Genomic DNA, 21,842 nt, shown 5'->3' with positions numbered 1-21,842 from the left:
TCGTTTGAATTTCGGGATTTTTTTAATTTCTATTTTACATTCAAAAATTGTTGCATAAATTCGAAAGGACCATTATCCACTTGAACTTTTGGATTATTAATTGATGTGTCTTCTTTTGAAGTTATTGAGATGTTAATGCTTTCTGTATCTTTTGATTTTGGAGTTGATTTTAAGCTAACATCGTATGATTTGTCCTTGAATTCAAATGTTAAATTGAACTTATCGTCTTTGTTAGTTGTCTTTAATGTGTTCATTTTTTCTTCGAATTCTTTTTTAGATTGGTCTGATTTTAAATTATTTTCAATTTCTTGGATTTTTTGTTGTTCTTGGTCTGTAAGGTCACTTCCCTTGGCAAGTTTGGCGTATTCTTTGAAGTTTTTCAATAAAGTTTTTCTTGAATATTCCATGACTTTTGCCCATTGTTCGCCAGTCAAATTCACAGAGTATTTGTGGTTGCCATCTTCTTTAACAGTTAATTCCTTGTTGTCGATTACAAAGTCTTTTGCGATTCTAACTTGGAATTTTGTATTTGATGATAAAAGTGGCATGAACACAGTGAAATCTCTTACAGTTGTCGCTTGGAAATTTTGCTCAGTTAATTTTTGCAAAATTTGTGTAACATTGAAGTACAAGTTTTTTTGAATCAAAGCTTCCTTCATTTTTGGTGGAAGATTGTTAGCAAATGCATCGTAATTCAAGTACGCTTTTCCATCTTGGATTGCAAAGTGAAGTTCACCCAAGTTGTTTCCTTGACCAGCTAATTGAGCTACATCGCTTGTAACAGTTGCCATTGCAACTCCTGTTGTTTTGTCTTGTGTTGCTTTGACTTTGATTTCTTTTAGCTTGGAAGTTTCATTCTTGAATTCATAAGATTGGTTCTTCCATTCAGTTGTTTTTCTAAAATCGTTTAATAGGCTTACTTTTTCTTTTGCTTGAGAGCAAGCGCTTAAAGTTATTACCATAAGTAGTGATAATAACACTAATGTAAATTTCTTTTTCATAAATTCCCCCTGACAATAATATTATAACAGATTTCGGCAAATGATTTTGAACAAATCACAATTGTAGACTTATTGTAACCTAATGTTGAATTTTGAAATATAAATGACAAATAAATAGTTGACAAGTAGAAATCGTTTAACTAAAATAAAATTGAAGTGATAATTATGAAAAAATATTAGAGGTTCATATGACTATAGGTAAATTAAGAAAAACAATCACACTTGTTATTATGATGTTGTTACTTTTATCGTCTTGTCAAAAAAATAAAATTAAAAACGACGAGCAAAAAGCAAATCAAAACGAAACAGCAAAAGTTGCTAATGATGAAAAGGATAAAGCTAATATAAATGAAACTGTAAAAATGTTTTTTACGCAAAAATATTACAAGCTGGAAAAAGATACAAATAAAATTAGATTGAGTGAAAGTCTTGAAAAATTTTTAGCTAAAAAACCAGATTATAAGTATTATGAATTATCCGAGTTGAAAATATTGGATACGTATGAAAGTAAAGACAAAATTTTAGTTTTAGTGAAGACATGGATTTCTACTAAGGATAAGAAATCTGGAGAAGGCGTGATAATGAGAATTTTAATATCTAAGGATAAGAATACGTATGTCGTAGAAAATGAAGTTGCTGAGGATATGATAGAATCAGAAAATTATCAAACAAAATTATCCAAAAAAGATATAAAAAATTACATTAAAAAATCATCGGTAATGAATGGAGACAATTTATCGGATTCAGAGATAGATAAGAATATAAAAGATTTTGATGTGTACGATTTTTACTCATATATTGGAATGTTTGAAGTTCAAAAAAGTAAAGAAACTAATGAAGATTTAATTTATGTTTTAGAAAATCATGAATACAAATAATTTAAAAAGGAAAGTTCATAAAAAGAACTTTCCTTAATTTTTTGTTATTTTAATTTTTCTAATAATTTTAATGTGTAATCGTACATTCTTTGAGTAGATTCAATTCCCAAATGTTCCAATGGAGTGTGAGCGCCAATGATATCTGGACCGAAACTAATCATATCGCAATCAGGAAGTACGCCTTTTAACAAACCACATTCCAAACCTGCGTGAATTGCAGTTACATTAGCTTTCTTGCCAGTCATTTCTTCGTACAATGCTGGAGCAACCTTTGCCAATTCTCCATCAGTGTTGAATTCCCATGCTGGATATTCTTTTTCGATAACAGTAGTTCCGTGAGTCAAATAAGCTAATGATTTGATCTTGTCGAACATATTGTGAAGTTCGCTTTCTACAGAACTTCTTACACAACAAGTAACCTTGATTTTTTCGTCGTCTGCTTCAACAACACCAACGTTTGAACTTGTTTGAACCAAACCTTCGATGTCTTGTGAAGTTGAAATAACATCGTTGATTAACAAATACAAGAATTTAACGATAGATTGAGAAGTTTCTTTTGAATAAGAAAATTCTGTTTTTTCTGTTTCTTTAATATCCAAAACCAAGTTAGGATCTGTTTTTCTACCTTCGTGACGAACATATTCTCCAATTTCGTTTAAAATATTCATTGCCTTGTCCAAATCATCAACAGTGATGATAGCGTGAGCATTCTTTGCGATGGCATTGTGTTTTGATCCACCGGAGATTTCTTGCAATCTAAAATCCATTTCCAAAGCAACTTTGTTCAAAAGTCTTGCCATAACTTTGATGGCGTTTTTGTTTTGTTTTTGAATTTCAAGACCAGAGTGACCACCATTTAATCCAGAAAGAGAAATTTCGATAGCCTTTGATAAGCCTTCTGATTTTTCACTCTTGAAAGTAGTAATGGCATTTGCTCCACCAGAACAGCTTACAATGAAGTCTCCTTCGGTTTCGGTGTCGATGTTTAACAAACGAGTTCCGTTCAAATGTTCAGCAGTCACACCGTTTGCTCCGTCCATTCCACGTTCTTCATCAATTGTTACAAGAACTTCCAATTTTGGATGAGCAACATCATCAGAATCCAAAATAGCTAAGCAAAACGCAACAGCGATTCCGTCATCTGCTCCTAAAGTTGTGTTATCTGCATAAACATATCCGTCTTTAACGTGCATTGAGATAGGATCTTTTAAGAAATCGTGGTCTGAATCATCAGTCTTTTCGCAAACCATGTCCATGTGTCCTTGCAAAATAACAGGTTCTGAATTTTCGTAACCTTTTGTAGCGTCTTTTTTGATAATTACATTGTTAAGATGATCTTGGTATACTTCAAGTCCTCTTTCCTTTGCAAAACTAACCAAAAAATCTGAAACGCCTTTTTCATTTCCCGAACCACGAGGAATATCGTTTAATTGTTTGAACCAGTGAAACACATTCTTTGGTTGTAAATCTTCATATCTTTGCATGAGTAACCTCCTATATATATTCTTACTTTATTATAACTCTTTTACAATATTTTGTAATCTAATTGACAAGATTATTTACAACATTTACGATAATATCCATACCATTAGAGATATCATCATAGCTCATCTTCGCAAATCCAATCAAAAACACATTAGTGTTCATGTTTTTATCCAAATAAAAATCATCGATAGGAATGACATACACAGAATTTTCTTTCAAAGTTTTCAACAAAACATTACTGTCAATCCTCTTATCGACCTTGATTACGACAGATGTGCCACAATCAGTTTTCTCAAAATTAATGAATTTGCAGCCGTTAATTTTCGAAAAAATAATTTCGTATTTTTTTGCGTAAACTTTTTTCATTTGATTGACCTGCTTTTCAAAATCTCCGCTGTCGATAAACTTGGACAGTGCAGATTGAACGAAAATCGACACAGGACATCTCTCAGATTTTAATACAGAATAAAATTTCTTCATCAAATTTTTAGGCAAAACCATAAAACTCACACGCATCGCAGGGGCTACAGTACGTGAAAAATTCCCAATGTAAATCACCTTATCATTCACATCCAAAGTCTTCAGTGGAGCGATAGGACGAAGCTTGTATTTGAATTCTGCATCGTAGTCATCTTCGATTATATAGCGATTATTTTTTTCGTAAGCCCAATTCAACAGATCAATCCTCTTATTAATCGGCATAATCGCAGAAGTAGGAAACTGATGAGAAGGAGTCACGCTTACAACATTCGCATCTGTTTGTTTCAGAAAATCTATATCAATTCCATCTTCATTCACATCAATCGGCGTACTGTTGAAATTATTGTAAAAACCAATTCCGTGATATGCATATCCAGGATTTTCGAAACCAAAAACGGGATTGTTAAGAAGGTTTTTAATCAAAATCAACAACTCATTGCTGCCGGAACTCACGACAATTTGATTGGGATTCACGATAATTTCTCTGAAATCCTTCAAATAATTTGAAATAGAACACCTCAACGAAAAAAGTCCAAGTCCATCGACCTTTCCCAAAATAGCATCATCATCTTCATTAATTGAATCCCTGAAAGCCTTTCTGATTTGCTTGTATTTAAAGCAAGATTTATCCACACCTGAAAATGAAAAATCATACAGGTAAGAATTCTTTTCTTCAACAATCATATCCTCATCATCAAAGTTTGCATCGTTTTGCAAAATATGACCAGATTTTTCTACAAAAAACCCACTTCTCTCACTGGAACGAATGTATCCTTCCTTTTCCAATTGATAATACGCATTGGATACAGTGTTTATAGAAATATTCAGCTCATTTGATAATTTTCTAATAGAAGGAAGCTTGTCATTGGTTTTCAATTGTTTCGTGTTAATCTTTTCTTTTATAGAATCGTAAATTTGATTATACAAATAATCTTTGTCGTTTAAATTTATGAACATAAAATCCTCCGTTGGATTAAGTATAACACATCTGTACCCATAAAATTATTTTATTTTGCTACTATGATTAGATGCAATTTGCATGTATTATAAAGGCGAGGTGATTTTAATGGATATAAATGAAAAATTAAAGGGCGGAGTAATAATGGATGTAATCAATGCTGAACAAGCGAGGATTGCAGAAGCAGCAGGAGCAGTAAGCGTAATGGCACTTGAAAGAGTTCCTGCAGATATTAGAGCTGCTGGAGGAGTTAGCAGAATGAGCGATCCTAAAATGATTGAAGAAATTATGAAAGCTGTCAAAATTCCTGTGATGGCAAAAGTTAGAATTGGTCATTTTGTTGAAGCGCAAATTTTGGAATCATTGGGAATTGATTACATTGACGAATCAGAAGTTTTGTCCCCAGCAGATGACAAATATCACATCGACAAATCAAAATTTAACACTCCTTTTGTTTGTGGAGCGAGAAATTTATCGGAAGCTTTACGAAGAATCAAAGAGGGCGCTAAGATGATTAGAACAAAAGGTGAAGCTGGAACTGGAGATGTTGTCCAAGCTGTTACACATATGAGACAAATCATGGGCGAAATTTCATTGGTGAAGTCTTTGAAGGAAGATGAATTATACGACAAAGCAAAAGAAATGGGAGTTTGCTTTGAATTATTGAAATACGTTCACGAAAATGGAAAATTACCTGTACTTAATTTTTCTGCAGGTGGAGTTGCAACTCCTGCTGATGCGGCATTAATGAGACAATTGGGAGCTGAAGGTGTGTTTGTTGGTAGTGGAATTTTCAAAAGTGGAAATCCAGAAAAACGTGCCAAAGCTATCGTAAAAGCTGTAGAAAATTACAATAATCCTGATGTATTGCTTGAAGTGAGTAAAGATTTGGGAGAAGCAATGGTTGGAATTAATCCAGATGAGATAAAAGTCATCATGGCTAATAGATAAAACGAAATAAACTAAACAATGGCTACCTGAAAATTGGTAGCCATTTTTTGGTTTATTACAAGTCTAAACTTTTCCATAATTCAGAAATTGGTTTGCTATTTTTTTCATCTTTTAGATAATCTTCATAAGCTTTTTCGGCTAAGATTGTGTCGTATTCATCTTCAATTTTTTCGAATAAAGCATTTTTAAAAGCATCTTCCAAATTCATCGAATGATTTTTCGCATAATTTTTCGCGAGAATCATTTCTTCTTGAGTTAATTGAATATTAGTTTTCATTAGGCTACACTCCTTTATACATATTTTACTCCATTATCTAATTTTGTGATATCATTTTCTTTAAATTCATTGTAATAGCTAGAAGTATTTACTATAATTATTAATGAAAGGGGTAGAAAATGAAAAAACTAACTATATCAAAATTTTTATTAGATAATAAATCTAAATTACAAGAAATTATAAAAAAATTGGAAACTGATTTCAAATACGTTTCTATTTTGGGTTGCGATGTTGATGGGGCAAGTTATTCTGTGACTACATCAGCAATTTCATTGAATCCATCTCCTGATTACCAAAGAGGATTCGTAATCAGAGTGTACACTAATTTGGGATTTAGTGAGTATTCATTTAACGAAGTAAATGTAGATGAAGTTTGCGAAAATGTCCGTAAAATCGCACTTGAAGATCGTAAAAAAATCGTCGAAGGCTTGGACAGGGTAACTTACGACAGACTTCCAAATGACGACGAAATCGTAAAAGAAAAAATCACTGAAGTTGAAAACTTACCAGAACAAGATAATCCAGAAAAAATCATCACTACTTTGCAAAAAATTCACGACGAAGTTAAATCAAAATACGAAAAAATCGTTCAACTTTCTTTGAGATTGAATATTACGCAAGTCAATAAAATTTTCTTATCGAAAAATAAAGATTTGTACCAATCTTACGCTTATTCAACAGGATTTGCAATGGCAGCAGCAACTGATGGAAAGAATACTAAATTAGATTTTATTTCTAGTTCTGGATTGTGTGGAAGTGAATTGATTTCTGAATTCGAAAAAGCAGCGGATGATGCTTGTAGAAGAACTGAAGAATTACTTACAGCAGACAGAGTTGTTCCTGGAGAATACGACATAATTTGCGATCCTGATTTTACAGGACTTATCGCTCACGAAGCTTTCGGCCACGGAGCTGAAATGGATATGTATGTAAAAGAACGTGCAAAAGGAAAAGAATACCAAGACAAGAGAGTTGCAAGCGACAAGATAATCATGCACGACGGTGCGACTGCTTTCGACGAAGTGTCAAGCTATTTATTCGATGATGAAGGAAACTTGGGAAGAGATACTGTGATTATTGACAAGGGAATTTTGCGTCATGGAATGTGCGATGAATTGTCTGCGATTTTGTTGGGACAAGAATCCACAGGAAATGGCAAGAGAGAATCTTTCAAGAGAAAAGTATACACTCGTATGACTAATACTTTCTTTGAAGCAGGCGAAGATTCTGTTGAGGATATGATTAAATCTGTCGACAAAGGATATTTGTTGGAAGGTTTCTCATCTGGTATGGAAGATCCAAAAAACTGGGGAATTCAATGCGTAGCAATGAAAGGCCGCGAAATCATAGATGGCAAATTAACTGGCAAAATCGTAAGCCCAGTTTATTTGACAGGATATGTTCCAGATTTATTGCAATCAATCACACAAGTTTCCAACGGACTTGTACTTTCTGGTGGAGGATATTGCGGAAAAGGCTGGAAAGAATGGGTTAAGACATCGACTGGTGGATCATACATTAAGGCAAAGGGGATTTTAAGTTAATGGAAAGATTAATAAATATATTAAAACAAAACGAAAAAATTACCGACTGGATAGTTGTCAACACTGTGTCCAAATCCAACGAAGTATTTTTGATAAAAGACAAAGTAGACATGAACAGAAGTTGTGTGACTAATGAAACATCTGTAAGAGTATTCGTGGATTTTGAAGAAAATGGCGACAAATTCAAAGGTGACAGCACAGTTGTGTTGAACTTAAGTGACAGTGACGATGAAATCAAAGAAAAAATCGACAGAACTGCTTTTGCAGCGAAATTTGTCAAGAACAAATACTACGAACTTCCAGAAAAAGAAGATGGTTATGCTATATTAAAAGACATCAAAGTGTGCGAAGATTTGACAGATAATTTCAAAAAAGTTCACGATGTTATCTACAAAGATTACGGCTACAAATCAAAAGTAAATTCTTGCGAAATTTTCGCCTACGAAAATCACAAGCATGTCGTTACATCAAAGGGTGTGGATGTAGAATATCCATCTAACAAGTTTACATTTGAAATAGTAACTGATTGTAATGTAGGAGATGAACCTGTTGAAATATTCAATGGATATGATTTGACAAGTATTGATTATTCCAAAATTGAAGAAATTGTCGACAAACAACTTTTGGAAACTGAAAAAAGATCCAGCGCCGTTAGAAATGAAAAAATGGAAAATATGAGAGTTATTTTATCAAACGAAGCTGTCGAAGAATTCTTGTATTACTATTACGATCAAGCGAGAGATGCCATGATTTATCAACAAATCAGCTCTGCAAAATTAGGCGAGAGATTTTTCGGAGATAATCCAAAAGTAAACTTCAACATGAAAATCAATCCAACATTGGAGACATCAATCAACAAAAGACCTGTCGATTCAGAAGGTAAAAAACTTGTAGAATATGATTTGTACAAAAATGGCGTCGTAGAAAACTTGGTTACTAACGCAAAGTATAGTTATTATTTGAACGTAAAAAACATGGGACAATCACCAGTTTTCGAAGTAAGTGGTGGAGATATTTCTGTCGAAGAATTGAAATCACAAGATTACATTGAAGTGTTGGCGTTCTCGTCATTCTTGATGGACAGCGCTACGGGAGATTTTGGTGGAGAATTCAGACTTGCAAGACTTGTAAAAGATGGCGTGGAATCATTCATAACAGGTGGTTCAATTTCATTAAATGTAAAAGAAGTTCAAGATTCTATGATTTTCTCAAAAGAGTTGAAATCTCGCAAAAACAGCTTAGCACCAGCAGTTATTGCGTTTGATAATGTGACTATTGCAGGGAAATAAGGAGGTAAAATTGAAACAAAAAGATAGATTTGACGTGTTGGAATTATATGCGTATTGTATTGGATATGTTTTGTTGATAACAATCTACAGATTTTTCAGGACAAATGAGTTTGATGCTGTAGGATTTTTGAAAATTGCAGCTACGATTTTTGTAGTAGCATCAGCGACGTTCGCTATTTTCAATAAAGGATCATTCAAGAAAACATCTTCTGATTACAAACTACCGATGATAATGATAACGGCTGTTGTGTGTATTCTAGTTTCAGTATTTATATTCTAAAAAACAAAGGTTTGAACATTGGAAACCCAATATTCAAACCTTTTTTAAATTCCGAGAACAAATTCTTCGTCGTTGTGAATTGTTTTAACCAAAAATCCCGATTTAACCAAGAAATACGTCGTAGTGATTGTGGACAAAACATCAGACACTGGCATTGCAGACCATACGCCTGTAAGTCCGAAAAGTTTTGGAAAAATCAACATCAAAGGCAACAAATAAATAAGTTGTCTTGTCATTGTCAATATGAAACCAATTTTTGGTTTGCCGATTGCTTGGAATAATGACGATCCAATTATGGTATATCCAAGCATGAAAATCATCGAATTGTATATTCTAAGTCCAGGAATTGCGATGTCCTTGATGACTGCATAATCTTCTGGTCTTGAAATAAAAATCTTCACCAATAAATCTGGTCTAAGCATAGTGAATGCCCAGTTCAAAACCATGTACACAGTTCCAGCTACAATAGCAATTCTCAAAGTGTGTTGAACACGTCTGTATTTGTGCGCTCCGAAATTAAATCCTAAAATTGGTTGGATACCTTGGTTGATACCAAAAATCGGCATGAATGCAATTTGTGAAACACTGTAGATAACACTCATTGATGATGTAGCCAAGTCGCCACCGTAAATTTTAAGGAAATTGTTGAAAATAATATTAATACCACTAGCTACAAGTTGCATTGCGAATGGAGCAGAGCCCAGTGCAAAAATTTGCTTACAATAGTGCAAATCAAGCTTGAAAGTTTCCTTTTTAAGTCTCAACAGTGCATGATCTGAAAGAAAATATCTCACAACCCAAATACAAGAGAGAATTTGACCGATAATTGTCGCCCAAGCAGCACCTTGCACTCCCATTTGCATTGGGAAAATGAACACATAATCCAAAATAATATTGCTGATCGCGCCGATGAACATCGTCACCATCGCAGCTCTAGGATTACCCTCGCCACGAATGAAGTTGTTCATTGCAAAACCAACCATCTGAAAAGGTGCACCATACAAAATAATTTTTCCATAATCGTAAGCGTAAGGCATCAAAGTGTCACTTGCGCCGAAAATCTTCAAAAACCATTTTAAATTTAAAAGAAAAATCCCTGATATCAAAACCCCAAAAATAATAGATAAAACCATAGACGTGCCGAGGATTATTTCTGATTCTGTTTTCTTGCCTTCACCGAATTTAATTGAAGAAAGTGAATTGCCACCTACACCAATCAACATTCCGAATGCCATCAAAAATAAAAAAATCGGGAAAATCAAATAAACGCCACCAATGGACATTTGATTTACACCGGCACCAAGGAAAATTCTATCTACAACATTGTACAAAGCTTGAACTAACATTCCAACAGTCGCTGGAACTGAAAACTTCCAGATTAATTTCGGAATGGATTCATTGCCGAGAAGATTTGATCGTTGTTCGTTTAAATTTTCAATAATAATCGCCCCCTAATCAAAATAATACAAGCTATTATACATGAAAAATTAAAGATAATCAATGATTTATAAATTATTTCAATAAATAAATAAAGAAATAAAATTTTTAATATGATAATATAGAAGTGAGAATAATAATAAAGAGGATGATTCAATGAAAATACTTCACGTAATCGCACAACTTCCGAAACAAACGGGAAGTGGCGTGTATTTTACAAACGTAATTCAATTTATGCAACAAAATCATGAAAATGCTGCTATATTTGGAATACAAGACGATATACAATTAAATTTGGATGATACAATCAAAAAATATCCAGTGGAATTTAAAAGCGAAAAGTTGAACTTCCCAATAGTTGGAATGAGCGATCAAATGCCTTACGATTCAACAAAATACAGCGATATGACACACGATATGATTGAAGATTGGACAAATGAATTTACGAAACAATTGAAAAAAGCAAAGAAAGAATTCAAGCCAGATGTCATCGTATCTCATCATTGTTGGATGCTAAGCAGTCTCGTGTTAGATATTTTCGATGAAACTCCTGTTTTATTACTAAATCACGGAACCGACATCAGACAAACAAACCTCAACCCAGAATTGTTTATGACCTGTGTGGATAATCTGAACCGCGCACAAAAAGTCCTAGCATTAAGCAAAAAAGACGTAGAACCAATCTCCGATATATTTGGAATCGACAAAGAAAAAATCGTCGTAATGGGCGGTGGTTACAACAGCAATATTTTCTACAGAAGAAAAGAAGACCCAAAAAACGACAGAATAAGGCTTTTGTTTGCAGGGAAATTATCACATGCAAAAGGAGTGTACGAACTTTGCAAAGCTTTCAAAAAATTAGAAGAAAAATACGATAATTTGGAATTAACACTAGTGGGAGATGTCGATATAGAAACAAAAGTTGAGTTGTGGGACAACACAGGCAATTCGCTTCACTTTGATTTGCACAACACATCTTGTCAGAAAAAACTTTCTAACAAAATGAGAGAATCAGACATCTACATTTTGCCAAGCTATTATGAAGGATTGGGACTTATCGCAATCGAAGCCTTGGGTTGTGGAATGAGAGTCGTAGTCACAGAAATAGAAGGACTAATCGAAACATTAGGAGATGAAATAAACAATAGTACAGCCATCGAATTTGTAGAAATGCCACGACTCAAATCAATCGATGAACCTTATGATTCAGAAATCGAACCATTTGTTGATAGATTAGCAAAAGGAATTGAACAACAAATAATCAGAGTACAAAACAAAGAACCAATACCAGAAAAAATTCACGAATTAGTATTAAAACATTCTTGGGATCATATAATGCTTGAAATCGAGAATGAGTTGGTGGAGATTGAAAATTTACAATAGAATATAAAATTTACTGAATGCAGCTTTTAATTTATTAAGAGCTGTTTTTGTGTATAGAAGATTGCTAAAAGTAACGTATAAAATTTTAGCTAGCTCAATATTATGTGTTTGAAGATATTGATAAGCACGAAACTTTTTTTAAAATTAATTTGATAATAAATATCATTGAAAAGGGATTGAGATTATAGTAAAATAAAAAAAGTTCTTTATATGATAAAGAATATCATTATTAATTTAATAGGAGGTTCGTATGAACAAAAAAAAGATTATTTTTTCTTTAGTTTTTGTATTTGCTTTGATTTTTGGATTAAATATTAATTCCAAAGCAGCGGATGACAAATATACAGCGGAGGATTTTGAGATTGTGGGAGATACTGTATACGGTTTTTCGAAAAGCGGTGTGCAAAAACTAAAAAGAAATCGAAATGTTGTGCTACCAACAAAAAGCAAAGAAAATGTGGATTTGAAAAAAATAGCAAGTTTTGCTTTTGTCTACAATAAGAGTAGTACGATAGATGAGTATACTCAAAGAGAAGGCGAAAATGGAGAGGTTAACAACTTAGATGTTGATGGAAACGAAATTAAAAAGCTAGGAGAGGATTTCCATCAATTAGACATAGAATCTGTAGAGATTCCTGAAGGATATACTTATATTGGACAAGATGCTTTTGAAGAAAATAGTAATATTAAAAGCGTTAATTTGCCGAAAACCATCACTAAAATTAGTGATTATGCATTTGCACATCTAAGTTTAAAGACTATAAAATTACCAGATAATTTGAAATTTTTGGGAGATCAAGTATTTTTTGATAATCAAATAGAAGGCAAACTTATTTTACCTAAAAATTTAACAAATTTAGGAGAAAGAGCATTTAAATCTAATCAAATTACAGATATAGAATTTAATTGTGAAAAATTAGAAACTATAAAAGAACAAGCTTTTCAAGATAATAAAATTAAGCAAGTGAAGCTTCCAAATAGTGTGAAAAAAATTGAGATTGGTGCGTTTAATGGAAATCTTGGTGATGAAAATTATGCATTGAAAGTTGTGCTTTTGTCAAAAGGTAATGTTGACAACAAAGATTCTTCTTCCATTGTTAATCCGACAGAAGAAGATAAGACGACTTCAGTAGATGTGGATAGTTCAAAATGGGATGAAAAAGATTTTGTATTTGATAAGGGTAAAGTTCTAGGATTTTCTGGTATCGGAAAATTAAAAGTTCGTGAAAATAAAAATCTTGTAATTCCTGAAAAGAATGGGAAATATGTTGTTGATGAAATTGGAGATGATGCTTTTCGAAATGTGGATTTTGAAAATAGTAGTTTGAATAAGTACGATTTACAAAGCGTAAAGCTACCGAAAACTATGAAAAAAATCGGGAAATTTGCATTCCAGTCTAATTATTTGACAGAATTTGAAGCACCTGAGGCTCTAAAAATAATTGGAGACGGAGCATTCATGAATAACAAGATAGAAATGCTTGAATTAGGCGAAAATACTGAAATAATTGGAAGTAGTGCGTTTCATATTAATAAATTATTTGCAATTGTGATTTATCCAAATGTTAGGGAAATTGGGATTTCAGCTTTTAGAAATAACGATGCACAAAATGTAATGTTTATGGGCGATAAAGTTGAAAAAATAGGAGAAATGGCTTTTTGTAATAACAAAATATCTGAGTTAGATTTGAGTTTATTAACAAAATTAAAAGAAATATCTGTTCAAACTTTTTACAAAAATAGCATTACAAAGGTTACAATGCCCGAAAATTTGGAAAGTGTAAGAGAAGAAGCATTCAGATACAATAATTTAAAAGAGATTGAATTTTCGAATAAAATCAAAGAAATAAAATTTAACGCATTTGACGATAACAAAGTTGAGGATAACCACAAAAAAGTTTTAGTTAAAATAAAAGGAAAAACATTAGCTGATGGAAACAATTTTGTTGTTAATCCTGAAGAAACTACGAAAAACAAAGATGATTTGAAAAATGTTTTGGATGAATTAAATAAGTTAAATTTAACACAACTTAGAGATGATACTCAAAAGCAATTTGAAGATATGAAGGCTGAATGTGAAAAGCTGTTAAAACAAGACAAATTATCTGAGGGTGCGAAGTTAAAATACATCCATGATACTCAATTTTTTGTAAGTCGATATAAGTTAGACTCATTAATTAAAAAAGGAGAATTAACGATTAAAAATCATCCACAAAATTCTGAGATTTTGAAAGATAAACTTGAATACGCAAAAAAATCTTATAATAATTCTGCCGTTGTGGATAATAAATTAACTCGTTTAACAAAAGAATTACAAAATCTTATTAATATTGTTGAAAACAAAGGGAACATGGCGGATTCAATTATGAAACAAGGTCATTTTGAACTTAAAACGCCACTTCCGATTCCATCTTATCATATTGGAATGAATGTGTATTTTGACAAAAACGGCAAAATCTTGTATGTGTTAGACATGTCTTACACTATTGGAAAAGGACAAAAAGACGAATACGGAAATGAGATTTTGAATGTTGATGAAGATAATGAAGGTTATCATATGTTGGCTTTGGAGACTTTGGATGATTATGAAGGGCTAAATTATTCAGATATTTTGAAATCAAATGTAGATAGTCTTGGAAAAATCAGAAAAGTTGATGATAGAGCAAAATACCATAGGGAAGGAATTTTCAATGCAATAAAAGATGCTTGCAAAGATTTTGAAAAGGAAAATCCTACAAAACCAGGTGATAACCCAGGTACAACACCAGATCAACCTGGTACAGTAACACCAACACCAAACACACCAGCTGAACGACAAAAAACTACAACAAGAGTAGCAGGAGCTGACAGAATTCAAACATCAATAGAAGTATCCAAGAAATACTACAAATCTGCTGAAACAGTAATCATAGCAAACTCCGAAAAATTTGCAGACAGCTTATCAGCATCAGCATTATCAAAAGCATTAAAAGCACCAATCTTGCTAGTACAAAAAGATCAATTAGATTCAGTAGTAGCACAAGAAATCAAGAGATTAGAAGCTAAAAATGTAATCGTAATAGGTGGAGAAAAATCAGTAGATAAAACAAAGATGAGCCTATCACAATACAACCTTAGAACAATAGCAGGAGCAAACCGCTACGAAACAAGTGCAAAAATCGCACAAGAAGTAATCAAACTAACAGGAACAAAGAAAGCTGTAATATCAAGTGGAGAAGTATTCGCAGACGCATTAACAGTAGCTCCATTAGCAAACAAAAACAACATGGCAATACTACTTGTACAACAAAACAACATACCACAAGAAGCAAAAGAAGTATTGAAACAAATCGAAGAAGTAATAGTTGTAGGAGGAGAAAAGACAATCTCTAAAGAAGTAGAAAACAAACTTCCAAACCCTACAAGAATAGCAGGAGCAAACCGTTACGAAACAGCAAAGAAAATCTACGAATACGGCTTCAAAGACAGAAAAGAAGTTAACATAGCAAACGGAATAGTTCCAGCAGACAGCTTAGTAATAGGCTCAATAGACTGCCCAATATTATTAGCAGAAGCAAATGAAATTCCAAAAGCAACAAAACAAGCTTTTGAAGAATCAAAATTTGAAAAAGTTAATGTATTTGGCGGAGAAAACTCAATAAGTGAATCAGTTGTAAAAGAATTGATCAAATAAACTAAACGCAGCACATAAAAATAATGTGCTGCGTTTTCACTAAAAAAACAAAAAACATAATCTCTACTAATTTGAACATAATTAGTACACATTCATAGTCTATTATATAAGTATAAACAAAGTAAGTTTAATCTCAAGAAACAATCTCCTCCCTTAATATTGTTTTAACCTTAGATTAAACTGGAGACCACTCAGATGGTCTCTTTTTTATATTAAAATTTTAACCTAAAAAAAGCTAACTCAAACGAGTTAGCTTTTCTTCTATACTTTTATTGTTCTAATGGTTTTGATAAGAATTTGAATCTTTTTTCTACGACTTTGATGTTTGAAGGTGTCTTTTGGTATAATTCTCCGTCGGTATCTGCGACTAATCCTTCAGGTGAGATGAACTTTATTTCTTTTGCTTTGAATGTTTTGACTCCTTCGTTTTGTTCGTTAAAATCAAAGCTGTTTGATTGTCCGAACATTGCTTTGAATGCTCCGATGTTTGATTGCTCAACAACAAATACATTCAATATTCCATCGCTTGGGCTGATGTCGGAGATTGGAACTTCAACACCTCCTGAGTATAATCCGTTAGCGACAAATACCATAACGGCATTTCCTTTTACTGTTTCACCGTCGATTTCCATTTCGTAATCAAAAGAATTGTCTTGTGTTAATGTTTCAAAAACTTTTGGAATGTATGTCAACACACCAAATGTTGATTTGTCAGCGTCTTGCATTTTTTGTGCGTTTTCTGATGCCATTCCTACTGTCCAGAAATTCAGAGCGATTTTGTCGTCATTTAATATACAGTCGTATTCTTTGACTTCTGCATCTAACAAATTCTCACTTGCATCTACTGGATTTGCTCCGATGTTGACAGTTCTTGAAAAATCGTTGAATGATCCTCCCGGAATAATTCCTATTACAGGATCCATATCGTAATCATATAATCCGTTGATGACTTCGTTTATTGTTCCATCACCCCCAACTACGATTACCAAATCAAAATCTTTTAATTCTTCACATTTTTTGTAGAAATCACCTTGTTCTTCGCTTTGAAAAAACACTGTTTCATTTGATAATTTTAATATATTAGGACTACATTTGCCTAATACTTCAAATATATCTTGTTGTCCTGAATTATCGTGATACATAACGATAGATTTTTTGAATTTATTCATTAAATCCTCCTAAAAATTTTACGATTTGTACAATTATCATTATTATAGGTTGGTGAATTAAATAAATCATCAAACTTTTTTTGCCCATTTTAGATAATACATTCTCTCTTACATTTAATTCTATATCTAAAAAGTCTCCTGCGCAATATCCAACCAAATACATAAAATACCAAGGTAGTAATGGGAAATAGTCGCCACTGTAAAACTTATCGTTGTAGAATCCCACGAAACTAAATAAATTGGTACTTATATCCATTGGATGAGAGCTTATTTTGTAAGTTAGAATAAACATTACAAAAGATAGGGCACACAATATTTTTTTGTTAAGGGTTAATTTGTCGACAAAAATCGTTATGAATGACGCCAAGCACAACAGATGAATTATCCCGAAAACTATGAAAAATTCATTTGCGAAGAAATACGTCGTAACGCTCAAAATCATAGCCACGATAAAAAGCGTGATGGTGTGTTTCTTGTGATTGCGAGATAAACTGAAGCAATAGCCCGATATCAAAATGAAGCTTATGCAGATGAATCTCTCCCAAATCATGCCTGGAGTATTTTCAAACCATTCAATTTTGAAATTTTCCATGTAGACCAAATCGAACAGCAAATGGTAAATTACCATGTTTACAATCGCAAATCCCCTTAATGTATCGATCAAATTATTTCTTTTCATCATATCATTGGCGAAAATACTTTCAGAATTACGGATAGTATTTTTCTTGATAGGTTTTGGTTTTCCAATTGTCTTGAAAATATTTCTTGTGATTGTGATTGCATTTCCAAGAAATCTTCCTTTAAATCGGAAATAATGTGTGAATCGTAGTACATCGCTCCGTTTTCAAAATGCAGATACAATGATCTAAAATCGAGATTGATTGAGCCGATTACGCAACGTTGGTCATCTGTAACACAACTTTTTGCGTGCAAAAATCCTGGCGAATATTCGAAGATTCTAACGCCCGCTTCTAAAAGAGTTTTGTAGTATGTTCTTGTAACCATATACACCAATTTTTTGTCGGGAATTCTAGGGGTCATGATTCTAACATCGACACCGCTTAACGCCGCATCTCTTAGGGAATCGATCATGTCATCTGATGGAATCAAATACGGAGTTGTAATGTAGAAATATTTTCTGGAACGAGACACCAATTGCATGTACGCACCCTTTCCAACAGGAACATCGTCTAATGGAGAATCCGTATAAGGTTGGCAATAACCTTCGTTTTCAGAAACATCTGGGACAGTTTTTTCGAAATAATATTTGTAGTCAAGCTCATTGTCATCGTACAATTCCCAAATTGACAAAAACATTATCGTAAATGACCACACACCATCACCTGTAACTCTGATTCCTGTGTCCTTCCAATATCCGAATTTTTGGATTTTGTTCATGTATTCATCTGCCAAATTAAACCCGCCAGTGTATGCTATTTTTCCGTCGATAACGACGATTTTTCTGTGGTCTCTATTATTGTGACGAGGCATAGGTAGAACTCTGATTTTATTGAAAACTTGAACCTTGATGCCTTTTTCTTCTAGTTTGTTGTAATATCTACGCGAAAGTTTCGTCATGCAACCGAAATCGTCGTACAAAATCCTGACGTCGACTCCTTCTTTTACTTTTTGTTCCAAAACTTCCAAAATATTATTGAACATGTATCCTTCTTCGATTATAAAAAACTCCAAGAAAATATAATCCTTTGCGTTTTTTAAATCTTCCATCAAATATTCAAAGAAAATCTCACCGTTTTTTAAATATTTCGAACTTGTTTTAGAAAATACAGGAGCGTGAGCTGTTGTGTTTATGTAAGTTGCGATTGACTTGGAGTCACCCTCCAATTCGTCAATTACATTACCATTTGACAAAATATGGTTATTAAACGATGAACTAATCGTATCCATTCGTCTTTGTTGTGCACGAACGAATCTGTTTCTTCTGAAAAACAAATAGAACACCGCTCCAAACAACGGGAATATCCATATAGGGATGAGCCATCCCAGTTTGAAACTCGGGTTTACATCGGTGTTGACCACCATTATAGTAAAAGCGAAGGATATTATAATGTTTAATGTGTAGACATACACAAAATTTCTTTGAAAACTTAAAATCAAATAAACTAATAGCGAAATTTGAATAATAAATACAATTGCCAAAAGCATTATTCTACTAGTTAAAAATTTGAATAATTTTTTCATTTGCACCTCCACAAATATTTTTAAATTTATTTAATTATAACACAAAAACCACAACAATCTTTGAAAATCAATTCAAAATCGCCAGGGTTTATTTTTAAAATATTATACCAATTTTACTCTGTGATATACTTTTTTACCTTTTTTTATAATAAGTTCATCGTCGTTAAAATCGTGAATTGTTACAATTCTTTTTGGATCAGCTTCCTTATTGTCATTAACAGAAATTCCGTTTTGAGTTATAAGTCTACGCGCTTCACTGTTTGATTGAGTAAGTCCTGTCATTGTCAACAAATTCAACAAACCAATTCCATTTTCAAAATCCAAAGCTTTCATTTCAGTTGTTGGCATATTTTCATCAACAGCGTTTGAATTGAACAATGCGTTTGCTGTTTGACGTGCTTCTTCTGCTTTTTCTTCTCCGTGAACTAATTTGCACACTTCAAATGCCAAAACTTCCTTAGCTTTATTGATGTCACTTCCCTCTAAGCTACCAAGTCTCTTGCATTCTTCAGTTGGCAAGAATGTCAACATCAACAAGAATTTTTCAACATCTCTGTCGTCTACATTTCTCATGTATTGGAATAAATCATAAGGAGTTGTCTTGCTTTCGTCCAACCATACAGCGCCTTTTTGTGATTTACCCATTTTAACTCCGTCAGCAGTAGTTAAAAGTTTGAAAGTCATAGCGTAAACTTTGTCGTTTTCTAATTTTCTAACCAAATCGTATCCGCCCAAAATATTAGACCATTGATCAGAACCGCCCATTTGCAATTTACAACCGTATTTTCTGTACAATACCAAATAATCGTATGATTGCATCAACATATAACTAAATTCGAAAAACGTTAGACCTTTTTTCATTCTATTTTTGTAACTTTCCAAAGTCAACATTTGATTTACAGAAAAATGAACGCCGATTTCTCTCATGAATTCCAAGAAATTCAAATTCAACAACCAATTCTTGTTGTTTTCAATGTAAGCCTTGTCTTCACCAAAATCGATGAATCTTGTCATTTGAGAATAAAATCTTCTGGCATTTTCATCGATAACTTCCTTAGTCATAATACTTCTCATATCGTTACGACCAGAAGGATCGCCAATCATTGTAGTTCCACCACCTAAAAGGCAAATTGGAATGTGACCGTGAGCTTGCATTCTCATCATAACCATCAATTGAATAAAATGACCAATAGTCAAACTATCTGCAGTCGCATCAAATCCAATGTAAAATGGAACTCTTTCCTTTCCGAGTAAATCCCTCAATTCATCTTCGTATGTAGCTTGTTCAAAATATCCACGCGCTACCAATTCGTCATACACATTTTCATGTTCAAATTCGTAATTAATCATAAACTCCTCCTATAAAATAAAAAAACTCTTGAAATGAAAGGGCGAATCTACGCGGTACCACCTTTCTTATCAAAAGCTTATGTTCCATGCAAAGTATGAAACTACCTTGAAAACTCATGTGTTGTAATTCCCGAATAATCGGTACTGGTCACAATCATAATTTTCTATTAAGTTATTAAAATTTTATACTAGAAACTAATTCTAGTCAATAGCAAAATGGTTTTTTTATAATTTCGTAGCCAAATGATTGATAAGAACATCGATAGCAACCTTGTTCTTGCCACCCTTTGGCACAATCAAATCGGCAAATTTCTTACTAGGTTCCACAAAAAGCTCATGCATTGGCTTAACAGTTTCCATATATTGAGTCAAAATCGATTCAATAGTTCTGTTTCTTTCGACCAAATCTCTTGTAATTCTTCTTTTGAGTCTGACATCTCCATCGCAGTCTACGAAGACTTTCATATCCATTAAATTGCGAAGTTCTTCATTCTCCAAAACCAAAATTCCTTCTACAATCACAATTGGCTTGGGAATTTTTTTCAAAGTATCAGAGCTTCTAGTGTGAATTGTAAAATCGTAAGTTGGAATGTCGATTTCTTCATTATTTATAATTTTTTTAACATGTTCAATCAACAAATCCGTTTCAAAAGCTTGGGGATGATCGTAATTCAAACTTGCACGTTCATCCATAGTCAAATTGTCATGAGCAAAGTAATAATTATCGTGTTCAATAATTTCTATTTTATCTTCAAAATGTTTTTTCAAAGTCTTCACGATTTCAGTCTTACCTGAAGCACTTCCACCTGCGACTCCCACAATATACGGTTTCATAATAGCCTCCTAGTTATTAGTTAATTTTAATATAAATTTTACAATTTTTCAAGGTTGTAAATTAGGATAACCTTTTAATAAATTGTAGATTAAAATTATAAATTGTGCTAAAATAATATTGAATTGATTTATTTTGTAAATTTTATTACAAACTTTATAAAAAATTCAAGCAAATTACAATTACGGAAAATGTTTTAACAAAAGGAGAATTGAAATGTCAAAAAACACAAAACTTATTATTTACTCGTTGATTTACATATTGTTCATGATAATCATCAGATACACATTGTCTCATGCGCATGGATTTTTGATTGACCATTGCTTGATGATATTCTTGGCTATCGCAGTAGTCCTTGGATATTTTCATGGATTTATTTTCAAATTCAATTTTACGATTGTTTTCGTAGCGATATTTATGATGCTTTTCATCGGACAAATTACACCTCCATCAAGAGGATTTATCGAATATTCATTTATCGACTTTTATTACGTGTCAGCGGCGACGATTTTTATGTTAGTAGCAGACATTGCTGGATCCATCAGAAAAACTCACTTGATTCAAAAAGAGATTTTCTTGGAACAATTAGAAAAAGAAAAAAACGCTAAGTTATTTAAAAAATAATTAACCAAACCATCAAGTGTACGCTTGGT

Annotated in this window: 18 protein-coding genes; 8 read left to right on the top strand and 10 right to left on the bottom strand. The window is 32.8% G+C overall.

The genetic code is table 11. From position 1 onward, the window contains the following. Positions 1–29: 29 nt before the first annotated feature. A complete protein-coding gene (locus ACU68W_RS05530) occupies positions 30–1,001 on the bottom strand; it encodes a hypothetical protein (RefSeq protein WP_094206334.1) in 972 nt (323 codons plus the stop codon). Positions 1,002–1,189: 188 nt separating this feature from the next. On the opposite strand from ACU68W_RS05530, the gene ACU68W_RS05525 reads away from it, so the two are divergent. After that, positions 1,190–1,879 (top strand): hypothetical protein, encoded by a 690-nt coding sequence (locus ACU68W_RS05525; protein WP_446756244.1) that lies wholly within the window; start codon positions 1,190–1,192, stop codon positions 1,877–1,879. Positions 1,880–1,923: 44 nt separating this feature from the next. Here the strand turns inward: ACU68W_RS05525 and ACU68W_RS05520 are convergent, their stop codons facing one another. Both ACU68W_RS05520 and pdxR read right to left on the bottom strand, forming a co-directional pair. Continuing rightward, positions 1,924–3,363 carry an aminoacyl-histidine dipeptidase gene (locus tag ACU68W_RS05520; RefSeq protein ID WP_446756243.1) on the bottom strand — a complete coding sequence of 480 codons (1,440 nt, stop codon included), beginning with the start codon at positions 3,361–3,363 and terminating at the stop codon, positions 1,924–1,926. Positions 3,364–3,421: 58 nt separating this feature from the next. Further along, positions 3,422–4,801, bottom strand: a complete 1,380-nt coding sequence (pdxR, locus tag ACU68W_RS05515) for a MocR-like pyridoxine biosynthesis transcription factor PdxR (protein WP_446756242.1) — start codon at positions 4,799–4,801, stop codon at positions 3,422–3,424. 109 nt (positions 4,802–4,910) lie between these two features. On the opposite strand from pdxR, the gene pdxS reads away from it, so the two are divergent. Beyond that, positions 4,911–5,753, top strand: a complete 843-nt coding sequence (gene pdxS, locus ACU68W_RS05510; RefSeq protein WP_002840912.1) for a pyridoxal 5'-phosphate synthase lyase subunit PdxS — start codon at positions 4,911–4,913, stop codon at positions 5,751–5,753. Positions 5,754–5,808: 55 nt separating this feature from the next. On the opposite strand, the gene relB is transcribed toward pdxS, so the two are convergent. Next, positions 5,809–6,030 carry a type II toxin-antitoxin system RelB family antitoxin gene (gene relB / locus ACU68W_RS05505; RefSeq protein WP_353316591.1) on the bottom strand — a complete coding sequence of 74 codons (222 nt, stop codon included), beginning with the start codon at positions 6,028–6,030 and terminating at the stop codon, positions 5,809–5,811. Positions 6,031–6,149: 119 nt separating this feature from the next. Here relB and ACU68W_RS05500 point away from each other — a divergent pair, with 119 nt between their 5' ends. From ACU68W_RS05500 to ACU68W_RS05490, 3 genes are read left to right on the top strand one after another with little or no spacing between them, the layout of a single operon-like run. Beyond that, positions 6,150–7,574 carry a TldD/PmbA family protein gene (locus ACU68W_RS05500; protein WP_446756241.1) on the top strand — a complete coding sequence of 475 codons (1,425 nt, stop codon included), beginning with the start codon at positions 6,150–6,152 and terminating at the stop codon, positions 7,572–7,574. Further along, positions 7,574–8,863, top strand: coding sequence for a metallopeptidase TldD-related protein (locus tag ACU68W_RS05495; RefSeq protein ID WP_446756240.1), 1,290 nt, complete (start codon positions 7,574–7,576; stop codon positions 8,861–8,863). The genes ACU68W_RS05500 and ACU68W_RS05495 overlap by 1 nt, the downstream gene beginning before the upstream one ends. A 10-nt stretch (positions 8,864–8,873) precedes the next feature. Beyond that, positions 8,874–9,143: a hypothetical protein gene (locus ACU68W_RS05490; protein ID WP_446756239.1), complete on the top strand. Its 270-nt coding sequence runs from the start codon at positions 8,874–8,876 to the stop codon at positions 9,141–9,143. 44 nt (positions 9,144–9,187) lie between these two features. On the opposite strand, the gene ACU68W_RS05485 is transcribed toward ACU68W_RS05490, so the two are convergent. Next, positions 9,188–10,522 (bottom strand): MATE family efflux transporter, encoded by a 1,335-nt coding sequence (locus ACU68W_RS05485; protein WP_446756267.1) that lies wholly within the window; start codon positions 10,520–10,522, stop codon positions 9,188–9,190. A gap of 214 nt (positions 10,523–10,736) precedes the next feature. Between ACU68W_RS05485 and ACU68W_RS05480 the strand changes: the two genes are divergently transcribed. After that, positions 10,737–11,963: a glycosyltransferase family 4 protein gene (locus ACU68W_RS05480; RefSeq protein ID WP_308610931.1), complete on the top strand. Its 1,227-nt coding sequence runs from the start codon at positions 10,737–10,739 to the stop codon at positions 11,961–11,963. A gap of 250 nt (positions 11,964–12,213) precedes the next feature. Beyond that, the gene (locus tag ACU68W_RS05475; protein WP_446756238.1) at positions 12,214–15,636 is read left to right on the top strand and encodes a leucine-rich repeat protein; all 3,423 of its coding nucleotides are present in this window, start codon (positions 12,214–12,216) and stop codon (positions 15,634–15,636) included. A 269-nt stretch (positions 15,637–15,905) separates the two neighbouring features. Here the strand turns inward: ACU68W_RS05475 and ACU68W_RS05470 are convergent, their stop codons facing one another. The 5 genes from ACU68W_RS05470 to udk all read right to left on the bottom strand — a co-directional run bounded on the left by ACU68W_RS05470 (position 15,906) and on the right by udk (position 21,191). Further along, on the bottom strand, positions 15,906–16,805 hold the full coding sequence (locus ACU68W_RS05470) for a diacylglycerol/lipid kinase family protein (RefSeq protein ID WP_446756237.1): 900 nt from the start codon (positions 16,803–16,805) through the stop codon (positions 15,906–15,908). Continuing rightward, on the bottom strand, positions 16,798–17,484 hold the full coding sequence (locus ACU68W_RS05465) for a heparan-alpha-glucosaminide N-acetyltransferase (protein WP_446756236.1): 687 nt from the start codon (positions 17,482–17,484) through the stop codon (positions 16,798–16,800). Before ACU68W_RS05465 ends, ACU68W_RS05470 begins: the two co-directional genes overlap by 8 nt. Further along, the gene (gene cls, locus ACU68W_RS05460; RefSeq protein WP_446756235.1) at positions 17,484–19,007 is read right to left on the bottom strand and encodes a cardiolipin synthase; all 1,524 of its coding nucleotides are present in this window, start codon (positions 19,005–19,007) and stop codon (positions 17,484–17,486) included. The genes ACU68W_RS05465 and cls overlap by 1 nt, the downstream gene beginning before the upstream one ends. 102 nt (positions 19,008–19,109) lie before the next feature. Next, positions 19,110–20,357: a tyrosine--tRNA ligase gene (gene tyrS, locus ACU68W_RS05455; protein WP_446756234.1), complete on the bottom strand. Its 1,248-nt coding sequence runs from the start codon at positions 20,355–20,357 to the stop codon at positions 19,110–19,112. A gap of 225 nt (positions 20,358–20,582) precedes the next feature. Continuing rightward, a complete protein-coding gene (udk, locus tag ACU68W_RS05450) occupies positions 20,583–21,191 on the bottom strand; it encodes a uridine kinase (RefSeq protein WP_094223880.1) in 609 nt (202 codons plus the stop codon). Between the two features lie 214 nt (positions 21,192–21,405). Between udk and ACU68W_RS05445 the strand changes: the two genes are divergently transcribed. Further along, positions 21,406–21,813 carry a hypothetical protein gene (locus ACU68W_RS05445; RefSeq protein ID WP_094223879.1) on the top strand — a complete coding sequence of 136 codons (408 nt, stop codon included), beginning with the start codon at positions 21,406–21,408 and terminating at the stop codon, positions 21,811–21,813. The last annotated feature ends 29 nt before the right edge of the window (positions 21,814–21,842 follow it).

It is taken from the genome of Finegoldia sp. P2-F-LR, assembly GCF_052932265.1.
This window is presented reverse-complemented; position numbering and strand designations above follow the sequence as displayed.